Below are 23,712 nucleotides of genomic sequence, written 5' to 3' on the forward strand. Positions count from 1 at the left end.
GGGTAAACGGAGTCAATGGAGATCAATCCATTACGCATACCTGTCGCCAGCATGGCAGGCATAGCTGCGATCATCATCTTTTCCGCGCTGGGAATAGCCTCGGCCCTTCAATACCCGGGCAGCTCCGCCTTTCTCGACACTCTCTGGCTCGATGACCCTGGCAACACAAACCTCAATCCTTATGGTGCCAGCTACTTCAACTCCGCCTGCATCCTCTCCGGACTGCTGCTCGTACTCTTTTACCTCGGCCTGATCCGCTGGCACAGCGACCACACAGTCCAGAAAGCCCTGCTTGCCATCGGCCAGCTATCCGGCATCACATCAGGCGCAGCCCTCCTCATGGCCGGCCTCAGACCAGCCCTATACGGCTCCGAGCACTACCTGTGGACCACGGTGTTCCTCGGCACCACCGCCATCGCCCTCCTCTTTATCACCGCTGCCTTCCTTGGGCACCTCTACTATGGCTGGCCCACACTCCTGATCGGCATCATGGGGATGACCTTGTGTATGATAGCACTGATCCTCCGGCTCGTATCGATAGATATCGGGATCGCCGACCTGATCGCCGTAATACCGGCTTTCCTCTGGGTCGGGGCCTTCTCGGGGAATACCTACTCCCGGTTTGCTGGGGAAGAGCTGAAGATCAGCGTGGCCGGCTAAGTTACGGCGACTCAGCAATACAATCGCTGCTGTTCGATGGCGCAAAGTTGAAGAGGCGCAGAGAACGTAGGGGGAAGAGATCAAAGCCGCTAAGCCGCTAAGACTATCGTAAATTGTATGGTAAGTATTACTTCTGATAAGCCTTTGCGGCCTGGTGTCTTTGATCTCTTCCCCCAAGATCGTAGCGCCTTAGCGTCTCTGCGACTCTTCCCCCTAAGTCCTCTGCGGCTTTGTACCCTTGCGTCAATGAAACCGAATGATAGACCCATGCGGATTACGATTTAGACTCGAGGTCACTGCGGCCAGCCAAGCCCATTTTTCTTATTCAAGACTTGAAAAACCGGTTCTTATAGCCGAATCTATCCGTGGCAATCGGTGGAATCCAGTATTCCTGTGTTTCCTCTCCGATCTATTGTGCAGATTCTATCGTTGAGGGAAACGCCACTGGAAAAGCTGGTACTCCAAAAACGCCAGACCGCCAAAAACGCCAAAAGTCGGGTGATGAACGGTGCCTTGATCAGGTATAAGAGGTGAAAAATCGGCAGTTTCCCTGATCTGCGCATATATCACCGCCAAGCACTCGCCTTAAGAAAAACTGAAAGATAGCCCGGCATAGGTCGAAAATACCGCCAAGCACGCCAAGGAGCCAAGCTCGCCAAGTGCTAATTTTTCATGGAACGCCAAGCTAAATACGGGTGATTTGTGCGATTACGATCAAATAAATCTTGGCGCCCTTGGCCCCTTGGCGTGCTTGGCGGTCTTGCAACCATAGCCGAAACAACATGTTTTTCATAGGAACGCCATACACTGAATTGAATTAAATATAGTATCGTTTGGCGTATCTGGCGTATTTGGCGTTTTGGCGTTTTTTGGGTTACCAAACCTTCCATTGGCGTATTTGGCGTTTTTGAAACTGAGTCTTGCTGGCAGTTTTCCAGTTTCAATATATTGACTCATCCCAGAGCAAGCACTAGTTGACTATACACGGGGATACTGGGAATCTGTGAAGATTAGCACAGCGCAGCGTTCGTTTTCCTCCACGAGCCCATACACTCTTCCCGCGAAGCGGGGGCAGACAAAGTCTTATTAATAATTACAGCTTAAATAGTCTGAAGAGGCAAGCATTCGTATCGTAGGCGGAAATTGGTGTATTTATGCTTATCAGCAAACTCGAGATGGAGATGGAGATGCTGGAACGCCACCTGCTGATTTTAAAGTTCGTGATCGAGCAGGAGCCCATCGGCATCATGAAGCTTTCGGAAGTGACCCGCCTTCCGAAACATAAAGTCAGGTATTCGCTCAGGGTACTGGAGCACGAAGGGCTCATCGGCCCCTCGATGCACGGGGCGGTCACGACTGAAAAGACGAAGAAGTTCATCGACGGCCTGGACGAGCGCATCGCCCGCCTCGGCCAGAAGTACGAGGAAGTCAAAAAGCTCGGCAGTGAAATGAAATGAACGGCCGGAGGATCGTGTTCGTCGGGGCAGGTGGCGCAGGGCTGACCGCAGCTTTCACCCTCGCCAGAAGAGCGCCTGACGCGCAGATCACCGTCTTTTCTAAAGATCCCGTAGTAGCCTACAGCCAGTGCGGCATGCCTTTTGTCCTCGACCGCAAGATACTGGACTTTAACAAGCTCGTCATCTACCAGCCCCCCGTCTTCAAAGATTTAGGGCTGGACGTCCGCACTTCTACCGCTATAGAGGAGATCGACCTCGACGGCAGGGCCGTCACCACTGAAAAAGGAGAGCGCGTCGAGTACGACAGGCTGGTCATCGCCACCGGGTCCAGACCCTTCGTGCCCCCGGTGCCCGGCGTACACCTCCCGGGAGTGCATACCCTTCTCACGCTGGAGGATGGCAAGGCGCTCTACGAGCGGCTGAAGGACGCCTTGAACGTCGTCATCATCGGCGGCGGCCCCATCGGCCTGGAGACGGCCCCGGCGTTCCTCGATGCTGGCGCAAAGCTGACGATCATCGAAAGAGTGCCGCAGCTCATGCCCTCGGCGCTGGACCCGGAGATGGCCGCCATCGTGCAGGCCCACCTCGAACAAAAGGGCGCCAGAGTCATCACCGGCAGGGGCGTCGACTCCATCAACGGCACAGCCCGGGTAGAGTCCGTCACCTGCGCCGGCGAAGTCATCCCGGCCGACTTAGTGCTGTTATCCGCGGGCATCCGCCCCAACACCGATCTCGCAAAGCAAGCCAGCATCGACCTCGGCGTGACCGGCGGCATCGTGGTCGACGAGTACTTCCGGGTAAGGCGAAACGGCAAAGTGCTGGACGACGTCCTCGCGGCCGGAGACTGCGCTGAAGTCACAGGACTGATCACCGGCAAGCCCGTCATCTACGCCGTGGGCAGCGTGGCCAACCGGCAGGCAAAATATGTGGCCGACAACCTGCTGGGCAAAAAGACTCCTTATCCACCGGTTCTGTGCCCCGCCGTCTGCGTGATCGGCGACCTCCACGTGGGCAACGTCGGCCTCACCACTCACGCCTGCGAGCAGGCCGGCATCACGCCTTTGACATTCAGCGCCAGAGGCGCCACCAGAGCCCGGTACTACCCCGGCGGCAAAACGGTCGACATCAAGCTCTTATCCGACGGCGACAGGCTCGTCGGTGGCCAGATCATCGGCGAAGAAGGCGTCGGCGGCCGAATCAATGTGCTATCCCTCGCCATAGGCAAAGGCATGAGCCCGGCAGACCTGGCCGGGGCCGAGACATGCTACGCGCCCCCGGTGTCGCCGCTGATAGATCCGCTGACCTACGCGGCAGAGATGCTGGCGCTGAAAGTGGCACGCGCGAAGAAGAGCCAGTAAGGCCGGCGTCATCTAAATAATGGCGACTCAGCCATGGAAGTTGTTTTACGGTGAATCTCACGATAAGCCCTCGGAGGTCTGAGAGTTCCCGGGAGGTTGGGGAGGATTTTCAGGCTGGGAGGTTCGGGAGGGTAGCGAGGTTTGAGAGGAGGTCCGGGAGTGTGGAAAGGTCTGAGAGGATGATTTTTAATATAATTAATCCTCTCCGGCCTCCGGGTGCCTCACATAACCTCTCTCAGACCTCCCTTTCCTCCCTGACCTCCCACTTTGAAAGTCTCCCCGACCTCCAGGTACATCCAGACCTCCTCGCTTACCTCTCAGTACCTCCCTGACCTGAAAATCTTAGATGGGAAATGAGATAACGAATTATATTTTAGTAAAAATCCTTAGAAAAGGTGTCTCCTCCCCGCCGACCATTCTGTTCCCATCCCTTGTGGGACAGTGGCAGTCTGATCGGCGAGGACAGAGGTGGATTTGATTTCTAATCGTGACTTGTGATGCTATGGTGGAAGTTGTGGGAATCTTTCCCGAGGACAAGCCGGAATTATCTGCTGGTGGTAAATTTACCGTCGTGCAGTAAATTTTGCTTCCCGGCCCAGACGCTTGCCAATTGTTAATTGGCTTGCTGGTATATATTAGTAAAGTGATCTAATTTTTGCCAAAAATTAAACGGGTCGTTTAATTATACATTTCGCTTAACGTCGGCTTTATAGTAATAATGGCTATATGGTCTATACTATAAATTATGTAAAATTATGCTGCAGGCGAGTAAAAATAGTATCGCCGGGAAATTATTTAATTTTTATTTCCCTTGCCTTCTGCAGGTAGCTATCGAAAAGCTCCGCTCCCCACTTAGTCGCCGAAAGGTCGGAACTGAAAAGGCTGCTCATCGAGTCGAACGTGCCATTCTTATTGTACAGGTATATCGAAGTGAAATTGTCAGTGGTCACGAGTACCAGCCTGACGCTGTCGATCACGTACATTTTGGTGTTCTCCCGGCTCAGGAATTCGTGGAGGAATACAGAATATTCTTTTTCGACTTTTTTATAGATGTTTTCAGGAATAATGATCGATACAGGTATTTTCATACTGGCAAGGCCCACGTAAATTTTGGGATACTGGGGGTCAAGCACCGGCGCAATGCCCATGATCTTCTTAGCCTTCGGCAGGTTATCGTAGATCTGGTCGTGGGCGGCCGTGATGTGCTCCATGGTGTTCCTTATGACTTTGCAGTCCCCCAGCTCGTCGATCCTGTCGATCAGCCTGGCCGGTATGGGGCTCAAGTCGTGGGTGTTCAGGAATTCTCCGGTGTTCACGATGACCTTCTCCAGATCGTCCATGGCCTCGAGCTTTTTTACCAGAATAGTGCCCGTTGTTGTCAGGACATACTTGCCGTCGTCCTTCGAGATCAGGTCGGCCTTGACCAGGTCCTTGATGCGGGGAATGATGCTGGCGGAGGTAACGTCAAAATGGGTCCTTATCTCAGCCAGGGACATCGGCCTTTCAGCCAGTATGTACAGTATCCCTTTCCGTATATCTGATAACATAGTGGACTTTAACAGGCCATCCGACTTCACCAGCACTCACCAAACCATAACTTACCAGTGATTTCAGGAGGTTACTATATAAATTTCACGGCTGCTATCCGGCAATATTTACAATTTTATGATCATTTTTACTAACTATTGTTATATTGGAATTTCATTATAAACCAAAAAATATTAATTTTCTGATTGTAATACCTCTATTTTAAAATTAACCGGTTGTTAAAAAACCGGTTATTATATATGCATTTTTAATTCGGAGGTATCAGTATTCTGAACTTTAAACCATACATAACTGTACTTAAACTGAAAAGCAGCCTGGTAGACCTGGCTGTCATAGCCGCTACATGTGCCATTCTGGGCACGTGGGACTACCGGGTAGCGATTGCCACCCTCGCGGGCGTCATGATCCACGGCGCCTGCGACATCATGAACGACATCTACGACGTCGAGATAGACAAGATCTGCAAGCCGAAAGGCATGATCGTCTCGGGCCAGATCCCGGTGAAGATTGCATGGGTCTACATGGGCTTGCTCTTCGCGGCGGCGCTCGCCATATCGCTCTGGCTGAGCCCCGTCCTGTTTGCCTGCTTCTTGGCCGGCATCGTGGTCGGGGGCGTCATGTACTCTCACCCCCTGTTCAGGTTCAAAGACCTGCCCGGCGTTGCTATGCTGGACATGGCCGTCTGCTTCTCGCTGGAGTCGATAGGCATATGGAGTCTATATGCCCCGGTGGATAGTACTGCCCTGCTGGTCGCCGCTTACGTCTTCATCCTGACCTTCTGCCTCACCTTCATGAAAGACTTCAAAGACGTGGCCGGGGATGTCAGCTCTCTGCCCCTCCTGCTGGGCACGGGCCGGGCTGCCAGAGTCTGCTGTGTATTGGCGCTGCTGCCGATCGTTCCTCTGATGTATCTGGCCTTGCAGTACCATTTCCTTGTGCTGGCGATCGTCGTCTACCTGTGGGCGGCAATCAGGTGTATCACAGTCCTGCTGGGCGACCCTGTTAAAGAGGGGGTGAAGCTCAAGGGCAGGATGATCACGGCGCTGACGGTGCCGAATTTTGTGATGCTGCTGACAGCTATCATCTAAATTTAGGCAGCAAAACGCCGTATCGACTCTTACCGCGCAGGCACGGGGAATATGAGTTCTCCCGTGCTGGTTTTTACGAGTATTGAAGACAGCTGAAGGGCCCGTATCCCTTGCCGAAATAAAAGAGCACTTCAACATTACGTCTGCCAATGCAATACCGCGTCTAAAAGACCTGGCGGAACTGAACCTGGTCGTCAAGGAAGACGGTAAATACTGCCTGACTACTACGGGGCTGATCCTGGCCAAAAGGCTCCGGAGTATGGATAGTCTGGCGCAAATCCTCGTGAAGGGCGATCAGTTCCTGAACGGGCACGACTTATCCCCCATTCCGGATAAGCTGGTGGAAAGGATCGACGAGCTGGGGGATTGCAGTGTAATCAGCAACGAAATGGAGAACATAACGGCCACCCATGGCCAGATCTACAATCGGTTACCGAATTCAAAACATATTGTGGGTATCTCTCCTGTACTTACTCAGGTATACCCGAAGATATATCTCGCTCAGGCAATGCGTGGAATACCGGTTTCACTCGTTGTTACGGAAAAGGTTTTTAATAGAATCGAAGATGAGTACCCGGATTTCCTGAAATCGTACCTGAGCTACCATAATGCAAAGATGTACGCAGTGGAAGATGCAAAACTGGCCCTGGTTGTGACGAACGACTTTTTATCGATGTACCTATACAATAAAGGCGGCACTTTGAACATCATGAACAGTATCATAACCTTCGATGAATCGGCTACCAAGTGGGGTGCTGAGCTGTTCGCCGAATATTTGGCCCGAGCGCGTGAAATCCATGGCTAAGGGAAAACTCGTCGGGCCCAGTTCCTCCTCCTTTTAATAATTCTGGCAACTACCGTTCCATATGTGTAAATGATGCCGGACTATATAGTAGAATGGCAGGATACTGTCCAGAGAGACAATTGAGGCACTATTGTCCGATCAGATACGAGCAGTACCATGCCATCGTGGCAGGCATTCGTCTTGAATACTTCTATATGGTATAAAATTAGCATCATCAATTGTTAACTATATTTCCTATCTAAAGCTAGTGGTGGTAATACCACCACAATTATAAATATTTTAAGTTACTATTTTCCGTTGTAATCGCTTGAATAGTGGCCGGCTGTAAAGGCTGGCTGTCGGGCGGTTAAGGAAGTTTGATCAAATGGTAAAGAAGAACAGAATTATGACTCTGCTGCTCGCCGCGACAGTGCTCGCTGTGTTCGCCAGCAGCTTTGCAAGTGCAGCTACGGTATCGATACCTGATGGCAAGAGCAGGATCTACAGTAACGCGGCTGTCCAGTGGACAGGCGATATTGGATCCACGAACATTAACCTGGGCGATGCCCTTAGCTGGAATGTACAGTATAAAAATGAGATGGGCGAAACAATAAACGCAATGAGCAATTATAAATTCGGTAGCATGGGGATGGTAAATGGTCACACTTATGCATACAATATAAACGGTGGCTCGACCTGGACGTCTAGCAGTGCATTCACGACCACTACTTCCTCCCAGTATATGTACGATATCTACAGGGATCACTACTACTGGAGCGATTCCCGGTGTGCAGAAACATCGTACGTTATGCAGGATCTCTATTAAGTTGCCCAACCTTTTACGTTTTTTGGTGGTACCATGAATAACGTCTTGATAGTAGCGAGAAAGGAGTTTGCTGACATCATCAAAAATCCTGCAGTAATCGTAGCCATTCTATCGTACGTAATATTAATATTATCGTATATATACATCGATTATAATTATCAGGATGAAATAGCAAGACGAATGATATTTCATAGAATGTATAGCCTTTATGTTGGTTTTGGCTGTATTGTTCCAGTCTTTATTGGTTTTGCCTCGATCGCCTCGGAATACGGTGGCACGCTGAATACACTGATCACCAAGCCACTATACAGGGACACAATAATCAATGGCAAGATGATCGCCTGCATATGCAGTATTCTTTGCATAAACGTCGTATCTTTCCTATTTATGGTATCGCTGATGATCGCACTGTTTGGAGAAACGGCAAGCCAAACGTTGTTAAGCTCTTTTGACCAGATATCTGTACTCTTCTTATTATCCTTGCTATATTCTTCGATATTTCTGCTATTATCTATGCTAATCTGCATCCTGGTAAACAGTAGAAGTATGGCATTCATGGCCTGTATACTTATGTTAATCTTATTAACTGAATCGCTTCCTGGTGTACATATCGCTGGTACTGTATCAAAAATTTTCTATTTACTCAATCCTGCTTACGAAGGTCTGGTATACCAGACCATTACGGATATGATGCCTGACGTCATTATGTATAACCTATACGCCATTGGTATTCCGGATCTTTCGTCTCTGTTTGCTGGATCTGGGTCTATTCATGACTTCAGGTTTTTACTTTTGTTTATCTACCCAGTGATTCTGCTGTTCTCTTGCTACATCTCGTTCATACGGAGGGATATCCCATGAGTATCATCTTAAAGATCGCAAAGAACGATATTTCTGTAACCCTGAGACAGCCAGTAATCATAGCTGTCTTTATCATATTACTGATTCTGGCAATACTGCACGGTTGGGGGCACGCAGCGCTGATCAAAGGATATACTGCCAGTGCTGTTCCTGATTACGATCCGTTTTTCGAATTCGGCGTACAAAACATCATATCGCCTACGTCTACTTATTTATCGGCCGTGGCCATGTTTATCGGCATCCTTACGGTGATTGATGAAAAATCAACCGGAGTAATGAGAGTCATGATGACCAAGCCATTATACAGGAAAGATATAATAGCCGGTAAATTTTTGGGCATCTCACTGTTGATGCTACTCCTCACAGTGATCTTTGTATCACTGTTCACCGCTTCACTTCTGATCTTCTACGGAGGACCTGAATCATCATCAGAGCTTATACTCAGAATACCATCTTACACTCTCGTATTATATGTACATCTCATGCTGTTCCTGGCCATTTCCATGTTGATAGGACAGATATTTAATAACGTTTACATAGCCATAGGCATATCCGGACTTTTCTACTGGGCACAGTTAAAAGCATCAAGCATATTTGTCATAATTGATAAGATCAACATTTTAGGATATTTTAGCCCTAGAACAATCTTATTTAAAATACTATTCGTGGATGACACGTCAATGTTTAATTTGCTCAGACCGTTTGACGCGTGGCTTTCTGCGGCGTTACCCTGGATGGTGTGGTCGGTGCTGTTGATTGTGGTCATATTTCAGATTAACAGCTTGTTATTCAGCAGGTATGATGCTTGAGGATAAGGGGTAGATCTGGTGATTCTTAACAGAGTATTGAAGGCAGGAGCGTTCTCGGTTGTCCTGGCAGCATTAATCATCGCGACCGTGAATATCTCAGTAGCTGATGATACGACCGATATGTCGAGGTTTGTTTCGCTTCAGAGTAGCGGGTTCCATACCCTGGCTATCGGCGAAGACGGATCGCTGTGGGCGTGGGGCAGTAATGGTGACGGGGCTTGTGGCGTATACAGCGTCGATGAGAGGGTGCCGGAGCCTGTCCGGGTAGAGGGACTGTCGAACGTGACCCAGGTTGCTTGCTATTTTACAGATTCGATGGCTCTACTTGGCGACGGCACAGTCTGGATGTGGGGCGGCAGCAGCAGTAACTTTAAAAACGATAGCACGGAATTGTACGTCCCGGTACAGGTACCTGGCCTGACAGGAGTTAAGCAGATCGCCTGCGGCCAGTGGTGCAGTCTGGCTTTGAAAGACGACGGCACAGTCTGGGCATGGGGCAATAATGAATATGGCCATATGGGTGACGGAACGAAGGCGTCACGGATATACTATACGACACCGGTGCAGGTACCCGGCCTTTCTGGCATCAAAATGATCGCTTGTAATGCCGCCACGATGTTCGTGGTCGATAACAACGGCACAGTCTGGGCATGGGGCAAGAGCCATCCTGCAATGGTTAGCTGGAATGGCTTGGGTAACAAACTGTATACCACGGTTCCGGTGCAAGTGATCAAACAGCCCGGCATAGTAGCTATTACGGCGAACGATGTGCAGTTATGCATAGTAACGGAGAACGGCAAAGTCTGGAAGAAAGACTACGCGTCCAATAAAACGCCGACTCCAGATGAAATAAAGGGTTTACGGGATATCGCCACTATAAATTCGGGATACCATATGGTAGCGTTAGAAAAGGATGGAAGTGTATATACTTGGGGTAAAAACGATCACGGCCAGATCGGCGACGGCACTATTACCTACAGAACAGCGCCATACAAGGTTAATGTTCCGCCAGTCAAAGCAGTATTCTCCGGCCAGTTCCAGACTTTCGCAATCGGCGAAAACGGTGATCTCTGGGGATGGGGAGGAGACGAGGTCAACCAGCTCGGCGACGGGGGCGGAACGGATAAGACCCTCCCTGTAAAAATTTCGTTTAACAAGAGCGGCGGCAGCGCGCCAGAAGCAAGTTTACCAACCCCGATCAAACTACCACAATCCCCGACTAACGTGACTGGAGACCAGTCAAAAGTAATCAGCCCGGGTTTTGACTTTGGCATCATTGCTCTGCTCGGCTGCCTGTTCATCGTCACTGGCTTAATCACAAGCATCTGCAGGAGGAAAGACTAATAAAAGTAGTACCAGTGTAACCGCCGGCAGTTCGCGGCACCTAAAGGTCGGAAGGCTGCCGGGCGATTAAGGAAGTTATAATCAGGATAATATAGACAATAGTAGTTATCTCTCTTTATAATACTTCCGCTAAAAAGAAGAACGGGCCTGCTATCACTGCGGCCCGTTATATACTCCCAGCTCGAAGTGATCATCGACCTGGTAGGCGCCGGCTGCGCAGACCGGCTTCTCAAACGTTAAATCATACATTTTCCTGGCCACTTCTTCCGCGGAGGACGCATCTACTGTAAGGCGGGAGAACATGGTCTTCTCATACGTCGCCACCATCAGGCACTCGTTATCACCCATCGGGAAAGTGCTCACGTTGAGGCCGTCCTTGGTCACGATGCCCAGGTAGGCGACATGTCTCGACACTACAGCGGCGATCCTCGGCGTATCGAGAGAATCTTTCTCGTAGTCCATGGCTAAGAGACTTAACGCCAGCGCATCCCGGATCGGGTAGCCCATCTCGATCTTTTCCACAATTGCGTCGGTGTGGGAGCCGTTGGTGACGACTGCCACGCTGGGGAGCACCCTAATACAGTTGTAGGAGATGTACGGGCTCTTCTCGAGGTCTTTGACGTCCTTGGGCATGATGGCTACCTTGTCGTCGCCCAGCTTTACGGCGTAGCGGTTGGGGAAGGACCGGGAGGATACCCGGTATCCTGCCCAGAGCCTGCCGTTCGTTTTTCCTATGGTGACAAACCGGCCGACGTACACCTTATTCCACCTTCTTCGGAGCGGCAGCTGCGGGCTTTGACGGCTCTATGTCGAGCCCGAAGTGCTTCGCGTTGAGGTCGGCGATGTGCTGGATCTTTTCAATTTCCTTGTCGCCGCCAGGCATCTTGAACAGGTGGGAGAACCGCTTCTGCTTGTCGAGGTACTCTTTTACGGGCTTCCGGTCCTTGATTTTCTTGACGCTGGTGATCTGGCCGTTCTCGTACTCGTATAACGGGTACAGTCCGGTCTCGACTGCCAGGCGGAGGATTTCGATGGACAGCGCGCTGTCGATGCCCCAGCCCGGCGTACAGGTCGCGTGGACCTGGATGTACTTCGGGCCCTCTATAGTTAACGCCTTGCGTATCTTTTTAGTGAAGTCCGCCGGATATCCTATCGAAGTGGTGGCCACGTAGGGAATGCCGTGGGCGGCCATGATAGCCGGGGCGTTCTTCTTGGGCCGCTGGTTGCCGAAGGAGATCTTGCCTGACGGGGTGGTGGTCGTGTTGGCATCGTACGGGGTGGAGCCGCTGCGCTGGATGCCCGTGTTCATGTACGCCTCGTTGTCGTAGCAGATGTACAGGATGTCGTGGCCGCGTTCCATGACACCCGACAGATTGCCGAACCCGATGTCGATGGTGCCGCCGTCGCCGCCGAGCGCAATCACTTTAGTGTTGCCTTTTCTTCCCGTGGCCTTGAGCGCCGCTTCGATGCCGGCCGCTACAGGTCCGGAGTTCTCGAACAGCGAGTGGATCCAGGGTACTTTCCACGCGGACTCAGGGTATGGAGTCGAGACGACTTCCATGCAGCCGGTCGCGTTGGTGATGATCACGTCGGGGCCGGTCACCCTCAGCAGAGTTTTCAGGAACAGAGCGCAGCCGCAGCCGGCGCAGGCCCTGTGGCCCGATGCGAACAGGTCTTCAAGTGCCGCCATTTATATCCCCTCCGGGAGTATCTCCACGTCCAGTTTATACCATTCCAGCTCAGACACCCGCTCGCCGCCGAGCTTGGCCTGCGCCTTCTTCACGATGTTCTTGATGTCCTCCACAGTCGTGTCTCTGCCGCCGAGGCCGATGATGAAGCCTAACATAGTCGGGGAGTGGCTAGCGTTGTATAGCGCGCCCTTGAGGTCGGTGAAGACTGCGCCTTCTCCGCCCAGGGAAATGTTGCGGTCGAGCACGCAGACGATCTCCGCTTCCTTCAGGGCAGCCCGCAGCGCCTCCACCGGGAAGGGCCTGTAGCTCCTGATCTTGACGATGCCGACCGGGACTCCCGCTTCCCGCATTTCGTCCACCGCGTCCTTCATGGTGCCGATGATGGAGCCCATCGCCACTAAAGCGATCTTCGCGCCTTCCATCTTGTAGGTGTCAATTAAGCCGCCTTTGTACCTGCCGAACTTCTTGCCGAACTCGGCCGCGACCTCTTCGATGACTTCCTTGGCCCTGATCTGGGCGTTGTGTACCATGTACCTGGCCTCAGTATAGTATTCGGGCTGGGCCAGCGCGCCCATTGTGACCGGCTGCTTCGGGTCGAGCTTGTACTGCGGGTTGTACGGCGGCAGGAACTCGTCCACCATCTTCTGGTCGTACGTCTCCACCGGCTCGTACAGGTGAGTGATAAGGAAGCCGTCCATGTTGACCATGACGGGGAGCATGACCCTCGGGTCTTCGCCGATCTTGTACGCCTGGATGATCATGTCCGCCGCTTCCTGGTTGTCCTCTGCCCAGATCTGGATCCACCCGCTGTCTCTTGCACTAATTGCATCCTGGTGGTCGTTCCAGATGTTGATGGGGGATGAGACTGCCCTGTTGGCCATCGCCAACACGCAGGGGAGCCTCATGCCGGCGATGCTGAACAGCACCTCGTACATGAGTAATGCGCCCTGGGATGCCGTGGCGCTGAAAGTCCTCGCCCCTGCTGCCTGGGCGCCCTGGATGACGGAGGCCGCCGAGAACTCGCTTTCGGTCCTGACGTACTCGCAGTTGGTCAGGTCGCCGTTGGCGATCATCTGGGAGATGTCCTCGACGATGTGGGTCTGGGGGGTGATCGGGTACGCCGACACGACTGCCGGCCTGCAAACTTTTGCGGCCTCCGCTATCGCGTGAGAGCCTTCCATGACTGCCATCTTTGCCATCTATTTCTCCTCCACGACCATCTCTATAGCGTCCACAGGGCACTCGTAGGCGCAGACGCCGCAGCCCTTGCAGTAGTCGTAGTTGATGCAGAACTTTTTCTTCTTGCCGTCGTGGGCACACTCGAACGGCGCCCCGTCGGGGCAGGAGTCGGCACACCGCTTGCAGCCGATGCACTTTTCCTGGCTGATGACGGCCTTGTAGGTCCTCCATCCGCCGGTGTGGTACTGCATTGAGGTGCCCGGCATGGCAACCAGGCCTGTGGTGAGTCTCTGCTTGAATTCCGCCATGTCATTCACCCATGAGTTCGTACGCCTTCTTGACGGCGGCGATGTTCTTGTCGGCTACTTTGCCGGCGAACCTGCCCCGGATGGCCTTGTTGACCGACTCCAGCCGGATCTCCCCGGTCGCGCCGGCGAAGGCGCCCAGCAGGGCAGTGTTGACGATGGGCAGTCCGATGACTTCGAGCGCCAGCTTAGTAGCGTCGAAGGTCCTTACCCGTGCCTTAGTGTTGATCTTGAGCTCGGAAGGCTTCTTCTCCGAGTTGATGAGCAGCAGTCCGTTTTCCCTCACTCCGCCGGCCACGTCTACGGCGCTGATCAGAGAGGGGTCCTGGACGATAACGTAGTCCGGCTCGTAAATCTGGCTCCTGACGCGTATCTGCCTGTCTGCTATGCGAGCGAACGCCGTGACCGGCGCGCCCCGACGCTCAGTGCCAAAGTACGGGAACGCCTGGCTCCACTTCCCGTCCTCGAACGCGGCGACAGCGATCAGCTCAGCCGCTGTGACCGAGCCCTGTCCTCCCCGCCCGTGAATTCTAATTTCTTTCAACCTACGTCCTCCATTGCGCATTTGTTAATGATTTTACATGTAGAATAGTGGTTTTCCTAAATAAGCCTTGTGAAACAATCGACACTTTTAGAAGTGTCTGCCACATACTTAGAGTATATATTATTGTGTATATAAAATTTGTCAGAAGCGGCTTACAGGTTTGCTGTGGCCGAAGTCCGATAAAATGCAAGAATTGGCGCATATTTTCACCTGATGAGCAATACGATTGGTGTATACGTCAAGTGACGATATATGGCGCCAGCTCATCTCTACCTCCCCCGCACGCTGGTAATGTAATAACGAACCGGCTGCCCTTCGTATAGTCCCCGGCGACGCGGTCTTCGACTCTGATGCTGCCTTTGGCGTCCTCGATCAGCATACGGGCGATGAAGAGTCCCAGGCCGCTGCCTCTGGTGCGGGGCCTTCCGCTGATGGACCTGTCGAAGAGCTTTTCCTTCGTCTCGTCGGGTATGCCGGGGCCGTCGTCTTCTATGTTGATCAGGTGGTAATGTTTCCCGTTCTCGGCCTTCTTCTCTACCGTGATCCTGACCGATACCTGCCCGGCGGAATGCCTGATGGCGTTGTCGACCACGTTTCTGAACGCTTCTTTTAAGAGCGGGCTGGCCATGGCATAGCAGTCTTCCGGGGGCTGGTAGTCTATCGTGATCTCCCTGTCAGGCGTCCGGGCGTATTCTTTCTGCACTTCCCCCAGCAGGCTGCCTATGTTCGCTATTTCCCGCCTGCTCCCTCCTGTCTGGATGCTCTGCAGCTTCCGCACGTTGTCGATCAGCTTCGAGCTGTTCTGCATCGATTCGAGGGGCTGCCGGAGCAGGGCTTTCCACTCGTCGTCGGCCTCCATCGTATCGAGGGCTATCTCGAGGTAGCCGATGCCGACCTGGTTGAGGTTGTTGATGTCATGCCCCATAAGGTCGACGTACAGCTCAGCCCGTCGGCGGGCTTCGGTCAGCTCTTCCTCCGCCTGCCTGCGGGGGGTGATGTCCCTGGCGGAGGCGATGATCACGTTTTGATCCCTTAGCTTGATCCGGTGGAGGCTGACCTCTGCGGGGAAGGTCGAGCCGTCGGCGGGCTTCTTCGAAGTCCACTCGAAAAGCTGTTCCTCTCCCGCCATGGCCTTATCCCACGCCTGCCTGAAGAGCCCCTCCGGGGCTTCAGGAGTGATGAAGTAGTCGGCCAGCGATAGCTTTGTTGCCATGTCCTTCGGCATTCCGTAGATCTCTGCGGCGCGATCGTTGACGTCCATTATTTCGCCATTCAGGCCGCAAATGAAGATCGCCTGGTCGATGCTGTTGAAAATGCCCCGCAGGTCCTCCTCCGAGGTCTTGCGTACCTGACTGTAGAGCCGGCCGCTGGTTTCGGAGAGCGCGGCTACGACCAGGGCTACTACCAGCAGCGTGAACGCTCTGGCCAGGGTTCCGGGCACTATGGAGCCAGTAAGATATAGTCCCATGCATATGTGCAGGGCTCCCAAAAACAATGAGAGGTAGACGGCTTTCCAGTAGTACCAGATCCCCGTCAGCACGACGGGCACGTAGAACAGGTGGGTGTACACCGTGTCTGTGCCGAGGAACAGGTTTACGTAGAGCGCAACTAAGGTGCTTGCCGTTACCAGCAAGCCTATAAGGTACTTGCGGTACTCTAACATTCGCTACCTCACTATGGTCAATGTCAGCCTGTTTTTATTCCGGGAGCGGCTGGCTGTGACAATAATTAGTATATAAGCGCCTGTAGTATATATAATGAGGTATGGCAGCCGCTGGGACGTATCAGGCGTGTGATCGCTGGTCCCCGTGCTTCGGCAGCATTACGACGAACCGGCTGCCATGGGTGTGGTTTCCGGGGATGCGGTCCTCTACCCAGACGCTGCCTCCCGCGTCGTCTACCAGCGACTTCACGAGGAACAGGCCCAGGCCGGTGCCCGCGGTCCTTGAAGTGCCCCTTACTTTGCGGCTGAACAGCTTTTTCTTCAGCTCGTCAGGTATGCCGGGGCCTGTGTCTTCCACGTCGACTCTGTAGAACCGCTTACCCCTATCTTCCGTCTCCGAGACCTTGATCCAGATCGTCACCGGGCCTGTAGAGTGCCTGACTGCGTTGCTCACCAGGTTATAGAAGGCTTCTTTGATCAGCACGCTGGCATTGACGCAGCAGGCGGTGACAGGCTGGTAGTTGATAGTCACCTTCCTGCCCGGCACGTCGGTAAAAGTTGCGGCCACAGTGGAAAGTAGCTGGCCGAGGTCTATGATCTCGTGCAGGTGCTTCTCTGCCTCTATCTGCTGTATTTTTCGCACGTTCTGGATGAGGGCGGAGCTGTTCTTCATCGCGTCCAGAGCCCGGCGCAGTGTGTTGCTGCTATCCTCGTCCAGATCCAGGGTATCCATCGCGACTTCGAGGTACCCGATCCCCTGCTGGTTCAGGTTGTTGATGTCGTGCCCCAGCAGGTCGACGTACAGCTCTGCCCTGGTTTTGGCATCATGCAGCTCTCTCTCCGTCCTTTTCCGGGCGGTGATGTCGTAGAAGATGACCACTGCCCCGGTAATTTTGTCTTCCTCTCGTATCGGAGTAGACGAATATTCGACGGGGAAGCAGGTCCCGTCATGGCGCCAGTAGACCTCGTCGCTGACCCGGACGCCCTCCCCTGTCTTTACCGATTTTTGTATCGGGCAGGCCTCCGCTGGAAACGGCGAGCCGTCAGGGTACTTGCTGTGCGCGAGCCCGTGGGCGTCCAGCCCGATCAGCTCTTCTGCCCCGTATCCCAGCATCTCTGCCGCCGACCTGTTAATAAAGGTGATCCGCCCCATGGTGTCGATCCCATAGATACCCTCGTCGGTGGACTCCAGCAGCAGCCGGAGGTTTTCTGCCAGCCTGTTGCGCTCTTCTTCAGCCCGCTTTCGAATGGAGATGTCCCTGACCGTCGCCAGGATCACGTCATTCTCCCCGAGCCTGATCTTGCGGAGGTAGACCTCGACCGGGAAGGTGAAGCCGTCATGCGGCCTCCTGGCAAGCCACTCGAAGATCTGGTCATCGCCAGAGATGACTCTTTTCCATACCCGGTCTAACTCGTCCAGAGGATTGGCCGGGCTGGAGTAGTCCTGCTTGATCGACAGCCGGCGGGCTTCGCCTTCAGTCACCCCGTACATCTGGAGCATCCGGTCGTTGACTTCGATGATGCTGCCGTCAAGCCTGTGGATAAAGATGGCATCGGACACGCCGTTGAATATGCTTCGCAGCCTTTCTTCGGACTTCCTGACACTCTCGAACAGCTCTTCCCTGGCTCCAGACAGCGTCCCTATGACGGCGGCTACGGCCACGAACATGATCGCCCTGATGATGGTGCTCGGCACAATGGATCCCGTGGCTTCGATGCCCAGGTAGATGTGCAGCCCGGCTAAAAATAAGGCCAGGAACACCGCCTTCCGGTAATACCAGATCGCCGCGAGAATGATCGGCAGGTAGAAGAAGTGGGTGTAAACGGTCTCGATGCCGTAGACTAAGTTAAAGTGCAGGGCTATTGCTATACATACCAGGATAAGCGCCACGATCAGGTACTGGCGGTACTGGGCCATCAGAGCCCATACCGGCCGGATGTCTGCGCCAGCCGGATTTCCTCGGGTCGACATGCGGTAAACGAGCCTGCCCTCCGGGAGTCAAAGTCTAAAGAACTCCGGATATGAACATATTGGATGCTATGTCTATAAAAGAAAACAAGGAAATATGCGGCCGGAGGCCGTGTAGCCAGAGACCATGACCGCCCGGCGTTCTTGCTCTATTTCATCCTGAGCACTTTGATGATGCCCTCCATGATGGCCTCGGGCTTGGGCGGGCATCCCGGAATTTTGACGTCGACGGGGATGATTTTGTCTACCGGACCGGCGATCGAGTAGTTCTCGTCGTCGATGAAGACGCCGCAGGAGCAGCCGCACGCGCCTATCGCAATCACTCTCTTGGGCTCGGGAGTCTGGGCGTACACCCTTTCCAGGAACGGCTTCGTGTGCAGCGGCACCGGGCCTGTGACCAGCAGCACGTCAGCGTACCTCGGCGAGGGCACCAGCCTGACGCCTAACCTTTCCAGGTCGTACCTCGGCCCCATGCTGGCTACAAGCTCGATATCGCAGCCCACGCAGCCTCCGGCATGAGCGTGGTATACCCAGGGTGAACGCTTGATCATGTTCATCTAAATCCACTTCCTGGGGTGGGTGCCCCATATCAGGCTGTATTTCTGCCTGCAGTCGACGCAGGCGGTCAGGTATTTCTCCATGTCCTTCTCGATGACTTTAGCCGTGTCCGGCTGCAGGTTGGTCAGCGTACGGTCACGGACGACCTGCAGGAACTTTTCGGTCGCAGGCATCACTTCCCCGCAGACGCTGCACCTCTGCAGCTTCAGGGAGGTATCCGTGGTCGGGGCGGGCTCTCCTCCGTAGTGGGCGAGGTTCACCCTGTCCATGGACCCCGGCATGCCGGCCTCTACCTGCGCCCGGACATCGTCTGCCTTGCCTGCATTCCTCAAGGCTTCTTCTCTGGCGGCTTTTTCCTCTGGCGTCTGCGGCTCGAAGGTCAGGCTCAGCGCGTGCTCGGGGCACGCATCCGCGCACCGGCCGCAGAAGATGCAGTTGTTGCCGTCGACCGTGACGGTGCGCTGCCCGTCCTTGTCAGTGATCTTCGTGGCTCCGCTGGAGCACCGCTCGAAGCAGGCGCCGCAGCCTGTGCACTTCTCGTCGTCCCTCCGGGGCATGGCCCGGTAGGTCTCTGCCAGGAACCCGTAGTCGACGTCGACCGTGACCGGCTTTTTAAACAGGTTGGCGATCAGCCCTGTAAATGCCCCGAACTTTCCCTTCATCATAGTATGAACCTCCATGCCACAGCCCAGGCAATGGCGATGATGCCGAGCGCGGTCGAAGCGGTGAACAGCCACTTCGTGGCCTGGTCTATGCGGAACCGGGCGAACAGTGCGTTCACGATGCCGATGGCGACGCTGACCACGAACGCTCCGGCCAGGAACAGGGCCCACGAGGCCACGCCCGGGAGCGTCCACCCCTTGGGGACCCACAGGAACAGGTCTACGAACAGGGCGGACAGCGAGAACAGCATCAGTACCTTGGTGATCTCCAGCACGCCCAGCAGCTTGCCGCTGTACTCCGTCGTCAGCCCGCCCACGATCTCCGAGTCGGCCTCGGCTATGTCGAACGGCCGGACGTGAAGCTTCACCAGCATCGCAATGAAGAACGCCGCCGCGGCGAACGGATTGAGCAGCAGGTTAGGGCCCATCATGCCCTGCACGGATAGAGTATCATAAGTTATCGCGAGTGCGAAGGTGCCCAGGATGAAGGGTATCTCGTTGGCCAGCATCAGCTCGATCTCCCTCACCCCGCCGATGGCGGCGAAGAGGGACGCGCTGGCGGTGCCTCCGATGATGATGCACATGGTGACGCCTATGAGCAGGTAGAAGATGATGACGAGGCTGAAGGAGTAGTCGAAAGCCAGGCCTGCCACCGGCACGAACAGCGTGAGCGCCAGCGCGAAGACCAGCGCGATGATAGGCCCTATCGTGAAGAACGGCGTGGCTGTAGCGGGCAGGATGGTTTTCTTGCTCAGCAGCTTCAGGATGTCGTAGAGCGGCTGCAATACCTTGGTCCGGTTGATGTCGTGCCACGCGCCGGGCATCCACACCAGCGGGCCCCGCCGGGACTGGATCCGGGCGAACACCTTGCGCATGTTGAATGCTAAGAGTATGCCGACCCCGAAGGCGATGAAGGGGTTGATCCACGACAGGTCGATCATTTCTCCTCCCTGCTGCGGACGACGATCTTCGCGTCCTTGTGGACGGTGACTCTGTCCGTGCACGAGTAGCACGGGTCGATGCTGCCCATGATCGCCGGCACGTCAGCCACGTAGGAGCCGTGCAGCAGCTTGAGCATGATGTAGGCGGTCATGAAGGTGGGCACCCGGATGCGGACGAACTCGGGCGTGTTGGTGCCGTTGGATGCCACGTGGTAGAGCAACTCGCCCCTGGGCGGCTCGGTCTTGCCCAGCGCTTCGGCGCACGGCAGCTCTTCCAGCTTAGTGATGATCTCCGGGGGCACCGTGCTGAGCTTTTCGAGGCACTGCTCTACGATGCTGATCGAGACCAGCGCTTCCCTCATCTTGACCTCCACTCTGGCCAGGGAGTCGCACCCGTTATCGGTGACGATGTCCCAGTCCAGGTTCTCGTAATAAGCATAAGGCGTGTTCTTCCGCACGTCCAGCCTCTGGCCGGAGCCCCTGGCTGTCGGCCCGACGGCGCCGAGCCGTACCGCCTCCTCCGGGGGCAGGACGCCCACGTTTTTGAGGCGGCCGATCAGCACGTTGTTCGAGAGCATCTCGTCGTACAGGGTCTGCACTCCCTTTTTCAGGGATGCGAGCTTCCTCTTCACGAAGTTCGACTGGGCCGGAGTGATGTCTCTCCTGACACCGCCCAGCGTAATCAGGCCGTGAGTGACCCGCTGGCCGGACACGAGCTCGAGGCTGTCCTGGATGTCTTCCCTGATCCGCAGGAACTGCATGAGCATGGTCTTGTAGCCCACAAGGTCCCCGAGGATGCCGATCGCCATCAGGTGGCTCTGGATCCGCTCCATCTCGCAGATCATCGTCCGTATGATGTCCGCACGCTTCGGCACGGTGACCTGGCCGATGTTTTCGACCGCAAGGCAGAAAGACAGCGCGTGGTGAGCGTTGCACAGGCCGCACACTCTCTCGGCGAGGTAAATATCCTTGTAGTAGTCCCGCCGCTCCATGAGCTTGATGATGCTGCGGTGGTTGAAGCCCAGCTTCAGGTCTGCTTTCTTGACCACCTCGTCCTCCACCGCCATCTTGAAGTAGTTGCTCTCGATGAAGGCCGGATGGTACGGGCCGTACGGGATCGTGGAGACCGGCATCGTGGTGATGTGGTCGCTGGCCTGGATGGACTGCGGCTTCTTCTCTGGGGCTGCCTCATCGGTGTGCATCTGCTCCCAGTTCAGGGGCAGCCAGAGGTGGCGGGGATCGGGGTGCTCCTCCGCCCTCACGCCCAGGAACTCGATCATCTCCCGCTCGGACCAGTCGGCCTGCGGGGTAAGCGTGGTGACAGACTTCAGCACCGGGTTTTCCCTGTCCAGGAAGGTGCGGAGGATCGTGTGGCACCCGGGCTCCAGGTGGTCGAAACCGAAGTAGTAGTCTACCCGGATGCCGGCGACGCCCTTGTCGACGCCGGTGGCATACATCAGCCTGCCGCCTTTGTCCAGCAGGCCCTTAGCCGAGGACCTCAGGTCGTCCGGGGTGATCTCCCGGACTTGAAGGCCGTTTGCCAGGCTATTTATCTTTCACACCCCCGAAAGGCGCGTTCGGCGCGTAAGCCTCTTCCGAGTTCAGGTACATCTCGCTGGCCCCGCAGTTGAAGTTCTCCTCCACCCTGTGGTGCTCCGGAAAGAGCGACGGGATGAGCACTGAGAAGAACATGTAGAAGGACACCAGCGATGCCAGCTCGGCGAACAGGAACAGCAGCGCCAGGTCTGTGCCGATAAAGAGCGCTCCTATGACGCTCAGCGATAAGATGACGAGTGCGATCTTGAAGTAAGGTTTCATTGCTGACTGTTCTCCAGTTTTTCCACGAGCCTGTCCACCGGGGCGGTCCGCATGTAGCGCATGCCGAAATCGTCGGGCTTCAGGCCGAACGAGATCGCGATCAGCTCCCCGAGATGGATCACTGGCACGTTGAAGTCGTAGCCGTCCTTCTTGCGGAGCGTAGAGATCACCCGCTCGAACTGATCGTAGCACCCTGCGCAGACCAGGACCAGCGCGTCCACGTCGGTCTGCAGGATGCGGTCCATCTTCTTCTTGGCCCGGTCGTAGGTGGCGAAGTCTTTGTCCGCCAGGTTCGACTGCAGGCCGCAGCACATCTGTTCCAGCCCGTAGGGGACGATCGTGACTCCCATCGCCTCTAGTATTTCGGTGAAGTACCGGACCAGCCTGCCGTCCGGGAAGATGCGCATGTGGCAGCCAGGATGGATGGCGACACGGAGGTTAAGCTTTTTGCCTTCCCGCCTGATCCTCTCCACGCCCACGTCCTCGTACAGGACCTCCAGGAAGTGCCTGATCCTCAAGTTGCCGTGATACGATTTGCCCGCCGCTGCCAGGTAGCTGTTGACCTCTTCGAGGGCTTTCGGCTCCTCGTGGAGGACCTTGTTAGCCTCGTAGAGGGTCACATAGCACCCGTTACAGGAGACCATCACGTCTCTGCCCTGCTGCTCAGCCTGCAGCAGATTATAGGAGGCCAGCGTCAGCCAGACTCTCCTGTCCACCGAGATCCAGACGCCGGCTCTGGGGCAGCACGTCGACTTCTCCAGGTAGACAACGTCGACGCCCATGCGGGGCAGGCTTTTCATGATGGCCGCCTCAGCCCAGGGCATCTTGGCAGGCATCACGCAGCCGAGGAAATGCGAGTATTTCGCGGTCATTTGTACCTGTACTCCATGCGGTCGAGATCCAGGCCTACCGCCCTGTCCACACCCATGGCCTTGACGATCTTCCGGATGTCCTCCACTGCCTCGGTGTACCTGTGGGCGGTCGGAGGTATCGGGTCCAGTCCCGCCTTCTCCCTGGCCTCCTTGAGCTCGTCCGTCACCGGGTAGAGCAGGCCTACTGAGAAGTGCCTGATAAGCTGGGGTTTGACAGTCGGCGGCAGCGGAATTTTCACTGCTTTCCGCCACGGGTATAGCTCGGTCATCTGTTCTCTGACTCCTTGTTATTCTGGTCCGCCTGTATGGCTTCCGCCATCCTGGCGGCAGCTTCTTCCCGGGACATCATCTTAATCGCCTTGGGCGAGCAGACCTTGATACATTCAGGATCGCCCTGGCACATGTCGCACTTGACCATGATCTTCAGCCCTCTGCCGATATGCGGGATGGAGATCGGGCACGCGTACATGCAGGACTTGCAGCCGACGCAGAGCATCTGGTCGATGGTTACGAACCCCGTCTGCCCGTTCTTCTTGCACGCCCCGGTGGGGCAGGCGGCCACGCACATAGGGTCCCTGCAGTGGTGACAGTGCACCCTGACAAAACCCCCGCTGGGGTCTTCCAGGACCTTGCACATCGATAGATTATAGTTGTACGTCCTGTATTTTTTAAAAGAACACGCCGTCATGCACTGTCTGCAGCCCGTACACAACGCGGGATCGTGGAGGATTATATCAGTCATAAGCTTCCCGGGGTGGCTTCTTAACATCTTATT

The 23,712-nt window shown here is 54.9% G+C and carries 25 protein-coding genes; 9 read left to right on the forward strand and 16 right to left on the reverse strand.

The window, feature by feature from the left end:
* Window positions 1-15: 15 nt before the first annotated feature.
* The 3 genes from RCI_RS11300 to RCI_RS11310 all read left to right on the forward strand — a co-directional run bounded on the left by RCI_RS11300 (window position 16) and on the right by RCI_RS11310 (window position 3,475).
* Window positions 16-660: a hypothetical protein gene (locus tag RCI_RS11300; protein WP_012036574.1), complete on the forward strand. Its 645-nt coding sequence runs from the start codon at window positions 16-18 to the stop codon at window positions 658-660.
* Between the two features lie 1,154 nt (window positions 661-1,814).
* The gene (locus tag RCI_RS11305) at window positions 1,815-2,117 is read left to right on the forward strand and encodes a hypothetical protein (RefSeq protein ID WP_012036575.1); all 303 of its coding nucleotides are present in this window, start codon (window positions 1,815-1,817) and stop codon (window positions 2,115-2,117) included.
* Window positions 2,114-3,475, forward strand: coding sequence for an NAD(P)/FAD-dependent oxidoreductase (locus tag RCI_RS11310; RefSeq protein ID WP_012036576.1), 1,362 nt, complete (start codon window positions 2,114-2,116; stop codon window positions 3,473-3,475). Before RCI_RS11305 ends, RCI_RS11310 begins: the two co-directional genes overlap by 4 nt.
* A 791-nt stretch (window positions 3,476-4,266) precedes the next feature.
* Here the strand turns inward: RCI_RS11310 and RCI_RS11315 are convergent.
* Window positions 4,267-5,022, reverse strand: a complete 756-nt coding sequence (locus tag RCI_RS11315) for a helix-turn-helix transcriptional regulator (protein ID WP_148266737.1) — start codon at window positions 5,020-5,022, stop codon at window positions 4,267-4,269.
* Between the two features lie 354 nt (window positions 5,023-5,376).
* Here RCI_RS11315 and RCI_RS11320 point away from each other — a divergent pair, with 354 nt between their 5' ends.
* The 6 genes from RCI_RS11320 (at window position 5,377) to RCI_RS11345 (ending at window position 10,735) form a co-directional block, all read left to right on the forward strand.
* Window positions 5,377-6,111: a UbiA family prenyltransferase gene (locus RCI_RS11320; RefSeq protein WP_081477336.1), complete on the forward strand. Its 735-nt coding sequence runs from the start codon at window positions 5,377-5,379 to the stop codon at window positions 6,109-6,111.
* 82 nt (window positions 6,112-6,193) lie between these two features.
* Complete coding sequence (locus RCI_RS11325) at window positions 6,194-6,916, forward strand: helix-turn-helix transcriptional regulator (RefSeq protein WP_012036580.1); 723 nt, start codon at window positions 6,194-6,196, stop codon at window positions 6,914-6,916.
* A gap of 364 nt (window positions 6,917-7,280) precedes the next feature.
* Entirely contained in the window at window positions 7,281-7,721 is a 441-nt protein-coding gene (locus RCI_RS11330) for a hypothetical protein (RefSeq protein WP_012036581.1), read from the forward strand.
* Window positions 7,722-7,754: 33 nt separating this feature from the next.
* Window positions 7,755-8,582 (forward strand): ABC transporter permease, encoded by an 828-nt coding sequence (locus RCI_RS11335; protein WP_012036582.1) that lies wholly within the window; start codon window positions 7,755-7,757, stop codon window positions 8,580-8,582.
* On the forward strand, window positions 8,579-9,391 hold the full coding sequence (locus RCI_RS11340; RefSeq protein WP_012036583.1) for an ABC transporter permease: 813 nt from the start codon (window positions 8,579-8,581) through the stop codon (window positions 9,389-9,391). The genes RCI_RS11335 and RCI_RS11340 overlap by 4 nt, the downstream gene beginning before the upstream one ends.
* An 18-nt stretch (window positions 9,392-9,409) precedes the next feature.
* Entirely contained in the window at window positions 9,410-10,735 is a 1,326-nt protein-coding gene (locus RCI_RS11345; protein ID WP_012036584.1) for an RCC1 domain-containing protein, read from the forward strand.
* A 153-nt stretch (window positions 10,736-10,888) separates the two neighbouring features.
* Here RCI_RS11345 and RCI_RS11350 read toward each other — a convergent pair whose 3' ends face one another.
* From RCI_RS11350 to RCI_RS11415, 15 genes are all read right to left on the reverse strand, one after another.
* The gene (locus RCI_RS11350) at window positions 10,889-11,494 is read right to left on the reverse strand and encodes an IMP cyclohydrolase (protein ID WP_012036585.1); all 606 of its coding nucleotides are present in this window, start codon (window positions 11,492-11,494) and stop codon (window positions 10,889-10,891) included.
* 1 nt (window position 11,495) lies between these two features.
* Window positions 11,496-12,425: a pyruvate synthase subunit PorB gene (porB, locus tag RCI_RS11355; protein ID WP_012036586.1), complete on the reverse strand. Its 930-nt coding sequence runs from the start codon at window positions 12,423-12,425 to the stop codon at window positions 11,496-11,498.
* Window positions 12,426-13,625, reverse strand: a complete 1,200-nt coding sequence (locus tag RCI_RS11360) for a transketolase C-terminal domain-containing protein (RefSeq protein WP_012036587.1) — start codon at window positions 13,623-13,625, stop codon at window positions 12,426-12,428.
* The gene (locus RCI_RS11365; protein WP_012036588.1) at window positions 13,626-13,913 is read right to left on the reverse strand and encodes a 4Fe-4S binding protein; all 288 of its coding nucleotides are present in this window, start codon (window positions 13,911-13,913) and stop codon (window positions 13,626-13,628) included. It abuts the gene before it with no gap.
* 1 nt (window position 13,914) lies between these two features.
* On the reverse strand, window positions 13,915-14,454 hold the full coding sequence (locus tag RCI_RS11370) for a pyruvate ferredoxin oxidoreductase subunit gamma (protein WP_012036589.1): 540 nt from the start codon (window positions 14,452-14,454) through the stop codon (window positions 13,915-13,917).
* A gap of 238 nt (window positions 14,455-14,692) precedes the next feature.
* Window positions 14,693-16,117, reverse strand: a complete 1,425-nt coding sequence (locus RCI_RS11375) for an ATP-binding protein (protein WP_012036590.1) — start codon at window positions 16,115-16,117, stop codon at window positions 14,693-14,695.
* A gap of 121 nt (window positions 16,118-16,238) precedes the next feature.
* Window positions 16,239-18,089, reverse strand: a complete 1,851-nt coding sequence (locus tag RCI_RS15900) for a PAS domain S-box protein (protein WP_012036591.1) — start codon at window positions 18,087-18,089, stop codon at window positions 16,239-16,241.
* 146 nt (window positions 18,090-18,235) lie between these two features.
* Window positions 18,236-18,643 (reverse strand): NADH-quinone oxidoreductase subunit B family protein, encoded by a 408-nt coding sequence (locus RCI_RS11385; RefSeq protein ID WP_012036592.1) that lies wholly within the window; start codon window positions 18,641-18,643, stop codon window positions 18,236-18,238.
* The gene (locus RCI_RS11390) at window positions 18,644-19,309 is read right to left on the reverse strand and encodes a 4Fe-4S dicluster domain-containing protein (protein WP_012036593.1); all 666 of its coding nucleotides are present in this window, start codon (window positions 19,307-19,309) and stop codon (window positions 18,644-18,646) included.
* Window positions 19,306-20,247 carry a respiratory chain complex I subunit 1 family protein gene (locus RCI_RS11395; protein WP_012036594.1) on the reverse strand — a complete coding sequence of 314 codons (942 nt, stop codon included), beginning with the start codon at window positions 20,245-20,247 and terminating at the stop codon, window positions 19,306-19,308. The genes RCI_RS11390 and RCI_RS11395 overlap by 4 nt, the downstream gene beginning before the upstream one ends.
* Window positions 20,244-21,800, reverse strand: a complete 1,557-nt coding sequence (locus tag RCI_RS11400) for a hydrogenase large subunit (RefSeq protein WP_331436980.1) — start codon at window positions 21,798-21,800, stop codon at window positions 20,244-20,246. Before RCI_RS11400 ends, RCI_RS11395 begins: the two co-directional genes overlap by 4 nt.
* Window positions 21,793-22,065 carry a hypothetical protein gene (locus tag RCI_RS11405; RefSeq protein ID WP_048198514.1) on the reverse strand — a complete coding sequence of 91 codons (273 nt, stop codon included), beginning with the start codon at window positions 22,063-22,065 and terminating at the stop codon, window positions 21,793-21,795. The genes RCI_RS11400 and RCI_RS11405 overlap by 8 nt, the downstream gene beginning before the upstream one ends.
* The gene (locus RCI_RS11410; RefSeq protein ID WP_148266606.1) at window positions 22,062-22,937 is read right to left on the reverse strand and encodes a CoB--CoM heterodisulfide reductase iron-sulfur subunit B family protein; all 876 of its coding nucleotides are present in this window, start codon (window positions 22,935-22,937) and stop codon (window positions 22,062-22,064) included. The genes RCI_RS11405 and RCI_RS11410 overlap by 4 nt, the downstream gene beginning before the upstream one ends.
* The gene (locus tag RCI_RS16745; protein ID WP_148266607.1) at window positions 22,934-23,206 is read right to left on the reverse strand and encodes a hdrC-like protein; all 273 of its coding nucleotides are present in this window, start codon (window positions 23,204-23,206) and stop codon (window positions 22,934-22,936) included. The genes RCI_RS11410 and RCI_RS16745 overlap by 4 nt, the downstream gene beginning before the upstream one ends.
* Window positions 23,203-23,679, reverse strand: coding sequence for a 4Fe-4S dicluster domain-containing protein (locus RCI_RS11415; RefSeq protein ID WP_012036597.1), 477 nt, complete (start codon window positions 23,677-23,679; stop codon window positions 23,203-23,205). The genes RCI_RS16745 and RCI_RS11415 overlap by 4 nt, the downstream gene beginning before the upstream one ends.
* Between the last annotated feature and the right edge of the window lie 33 nt (window positions 23,680-23,712).

The organism is Methanocella arvoryzae MRE50, assembly GCF_000063445.1.
GTDB lineage: Archaea > Halobacteriota > Methanocellia > Methanocellales > Methanocellaceae > Methanocella_A > Methanocella_A arvoryzae.

What these genes read in the sequence shown, in the direction of transcription:
- RCI_RS11300 (WP_012036574.1), top strand. Translation starts at nt 16, where the DNA reads ATGGAGATCAATCCATTACGCATACCTGTCGCCAGCATGGCAGGCATA.
- RCI_RS11305 (WP_012036575.1), top strand. Translation starts at nt 1,815, where the DNA reads ATGCTTATCAGCAAACTCGAGATGGAGATGGAGATGCTGGAACGCCAC.
- RCI_RS11310 (WP_012036576.1), top strand. Translation starts at nt 2,114, where the DNA reads ATGAACGGCCGGAGGATCGTGTTCGTCGGGGCAGGTGGCGCAGGGCTG.
- RCI_RS11315 (WP_148266737.1), bottom strand. Translation starts at nt 5,022, where the DNA reads ATGTTATCAGATATACGGAAAGGGATACTGTACATACTGGCTGAAAGG.
- RCI_RS11330 (WP_012036581.1), top strand. Translation starts at nt 7,281, where the DNA reads ATGGTAAAGAAGAACAGAATTATGACTCTGCTGCTCGCCGCGACAGTG.
- RCI_RS11335 (WP_012036582.1), top strand. Translation starts at nt 7,755, where the DNA reads ATGAATAACGTCTTGATAGTAGCGAGAAAGGAGTTTGCTGACATCATC.
- RCI_RS11340 (WP_012036583.1), top strand. Translation starts at nt 8,579, where the DNA reads ATGAGTATCATCTTAAAGATCGCAAAGAACGATATTTCTGTAACCCTG.
- porB (WP_012036586.1), bottom strand. Translation starts at nt 12,425, where the DNA reads ATGGCGGCACTTGAAGACCTGTTCGCATCGGGCCACAGGGCCTGCGCC.
- RCI_RS11360 (WP_012036587.1), bottom strand. Translation starts at nt 13,625, where the DNA reads ATGGCAAAGATGGCAGTCATGGAAGGCTCTCACGCGATAGCGGAGGCC.
- RCI_RS11365 (WP_012036588.1), bottom strand. Translation starts at nt 13,913, where the DNA reads ATGGCGGAATTCAAGCAGAGACTCACCACAGGCCTGGTTGCCATGCCG.
- RCI_RS11375 (WP_012036590.1), bottom strand. Translation starts at nt 16,117, where the DNA reads ATGTTAGAGTACCGCAAGTACCTTATAGGCTTGCTGGTAACGGCAAGC.
- RCI_RS15900 (WP_012036591.1), bottom strand. Translation starts at nt 18,089, where the DNA reads ATGTCGACCCGAGGAAATCCGGCTGGCGCAGACATCCGGCCGGTATGG.
- RCI_RS11385 (WP_012036592.1), bottom strand. Translation starts at nt 18,643, where the DNA reads ATGAACATGATCAAGCGTTCACCCTGGGTATACCACGCTCATGCCGGA.
- RCI_RS11390 (WP_012036593.1), bottom strand. Translation starts at nt 19,309, where the DNA reads ATGATGAAGGGAAAGTTCGGGGCATTTACAGGGCTGATCGCCAACCTG.
- RCI_RS11395 (WP_012036594.1), bottom strand. Translation starts at nt 20,247, where the DNA reads ATGATCGACCTGTCGTGGATCAACCCCTTCATCGCCTTCGGGGTCGGC.
- RCI_RS11405 (WP_048198514.1), bottom strand. Translation starts at nt 22,065, where the DNA reads ATGAAACCTTACTTCAAGATCGCACTCGTCATCTTATCGCTGAGCGTC.
- RCI_RS11410 (WP_148266606.1), bottom strand. Translation starts at nt 22,937, where the DNA reads ATGACCGCGAAATACTCGCATTTCCTCGGCTGCGTGATGCCTGCCAAG.
- RCI_RS16745 (WP_148266607.1), bottom strand. Translation starts at nt 23,206, where the DNA reads ATGACCGAGCTATACCCGTGGCGGAAAGCAGTGAAAATTCCGCTGCCG.
- RCI_RS11415 (WP_012036597.1), bottom strand. Translation starts at nt 23,679, where the DNA reads ATGACTGATATAATCCTCCACGATCCCGCGTTGTGTACGGGCTGCAGA.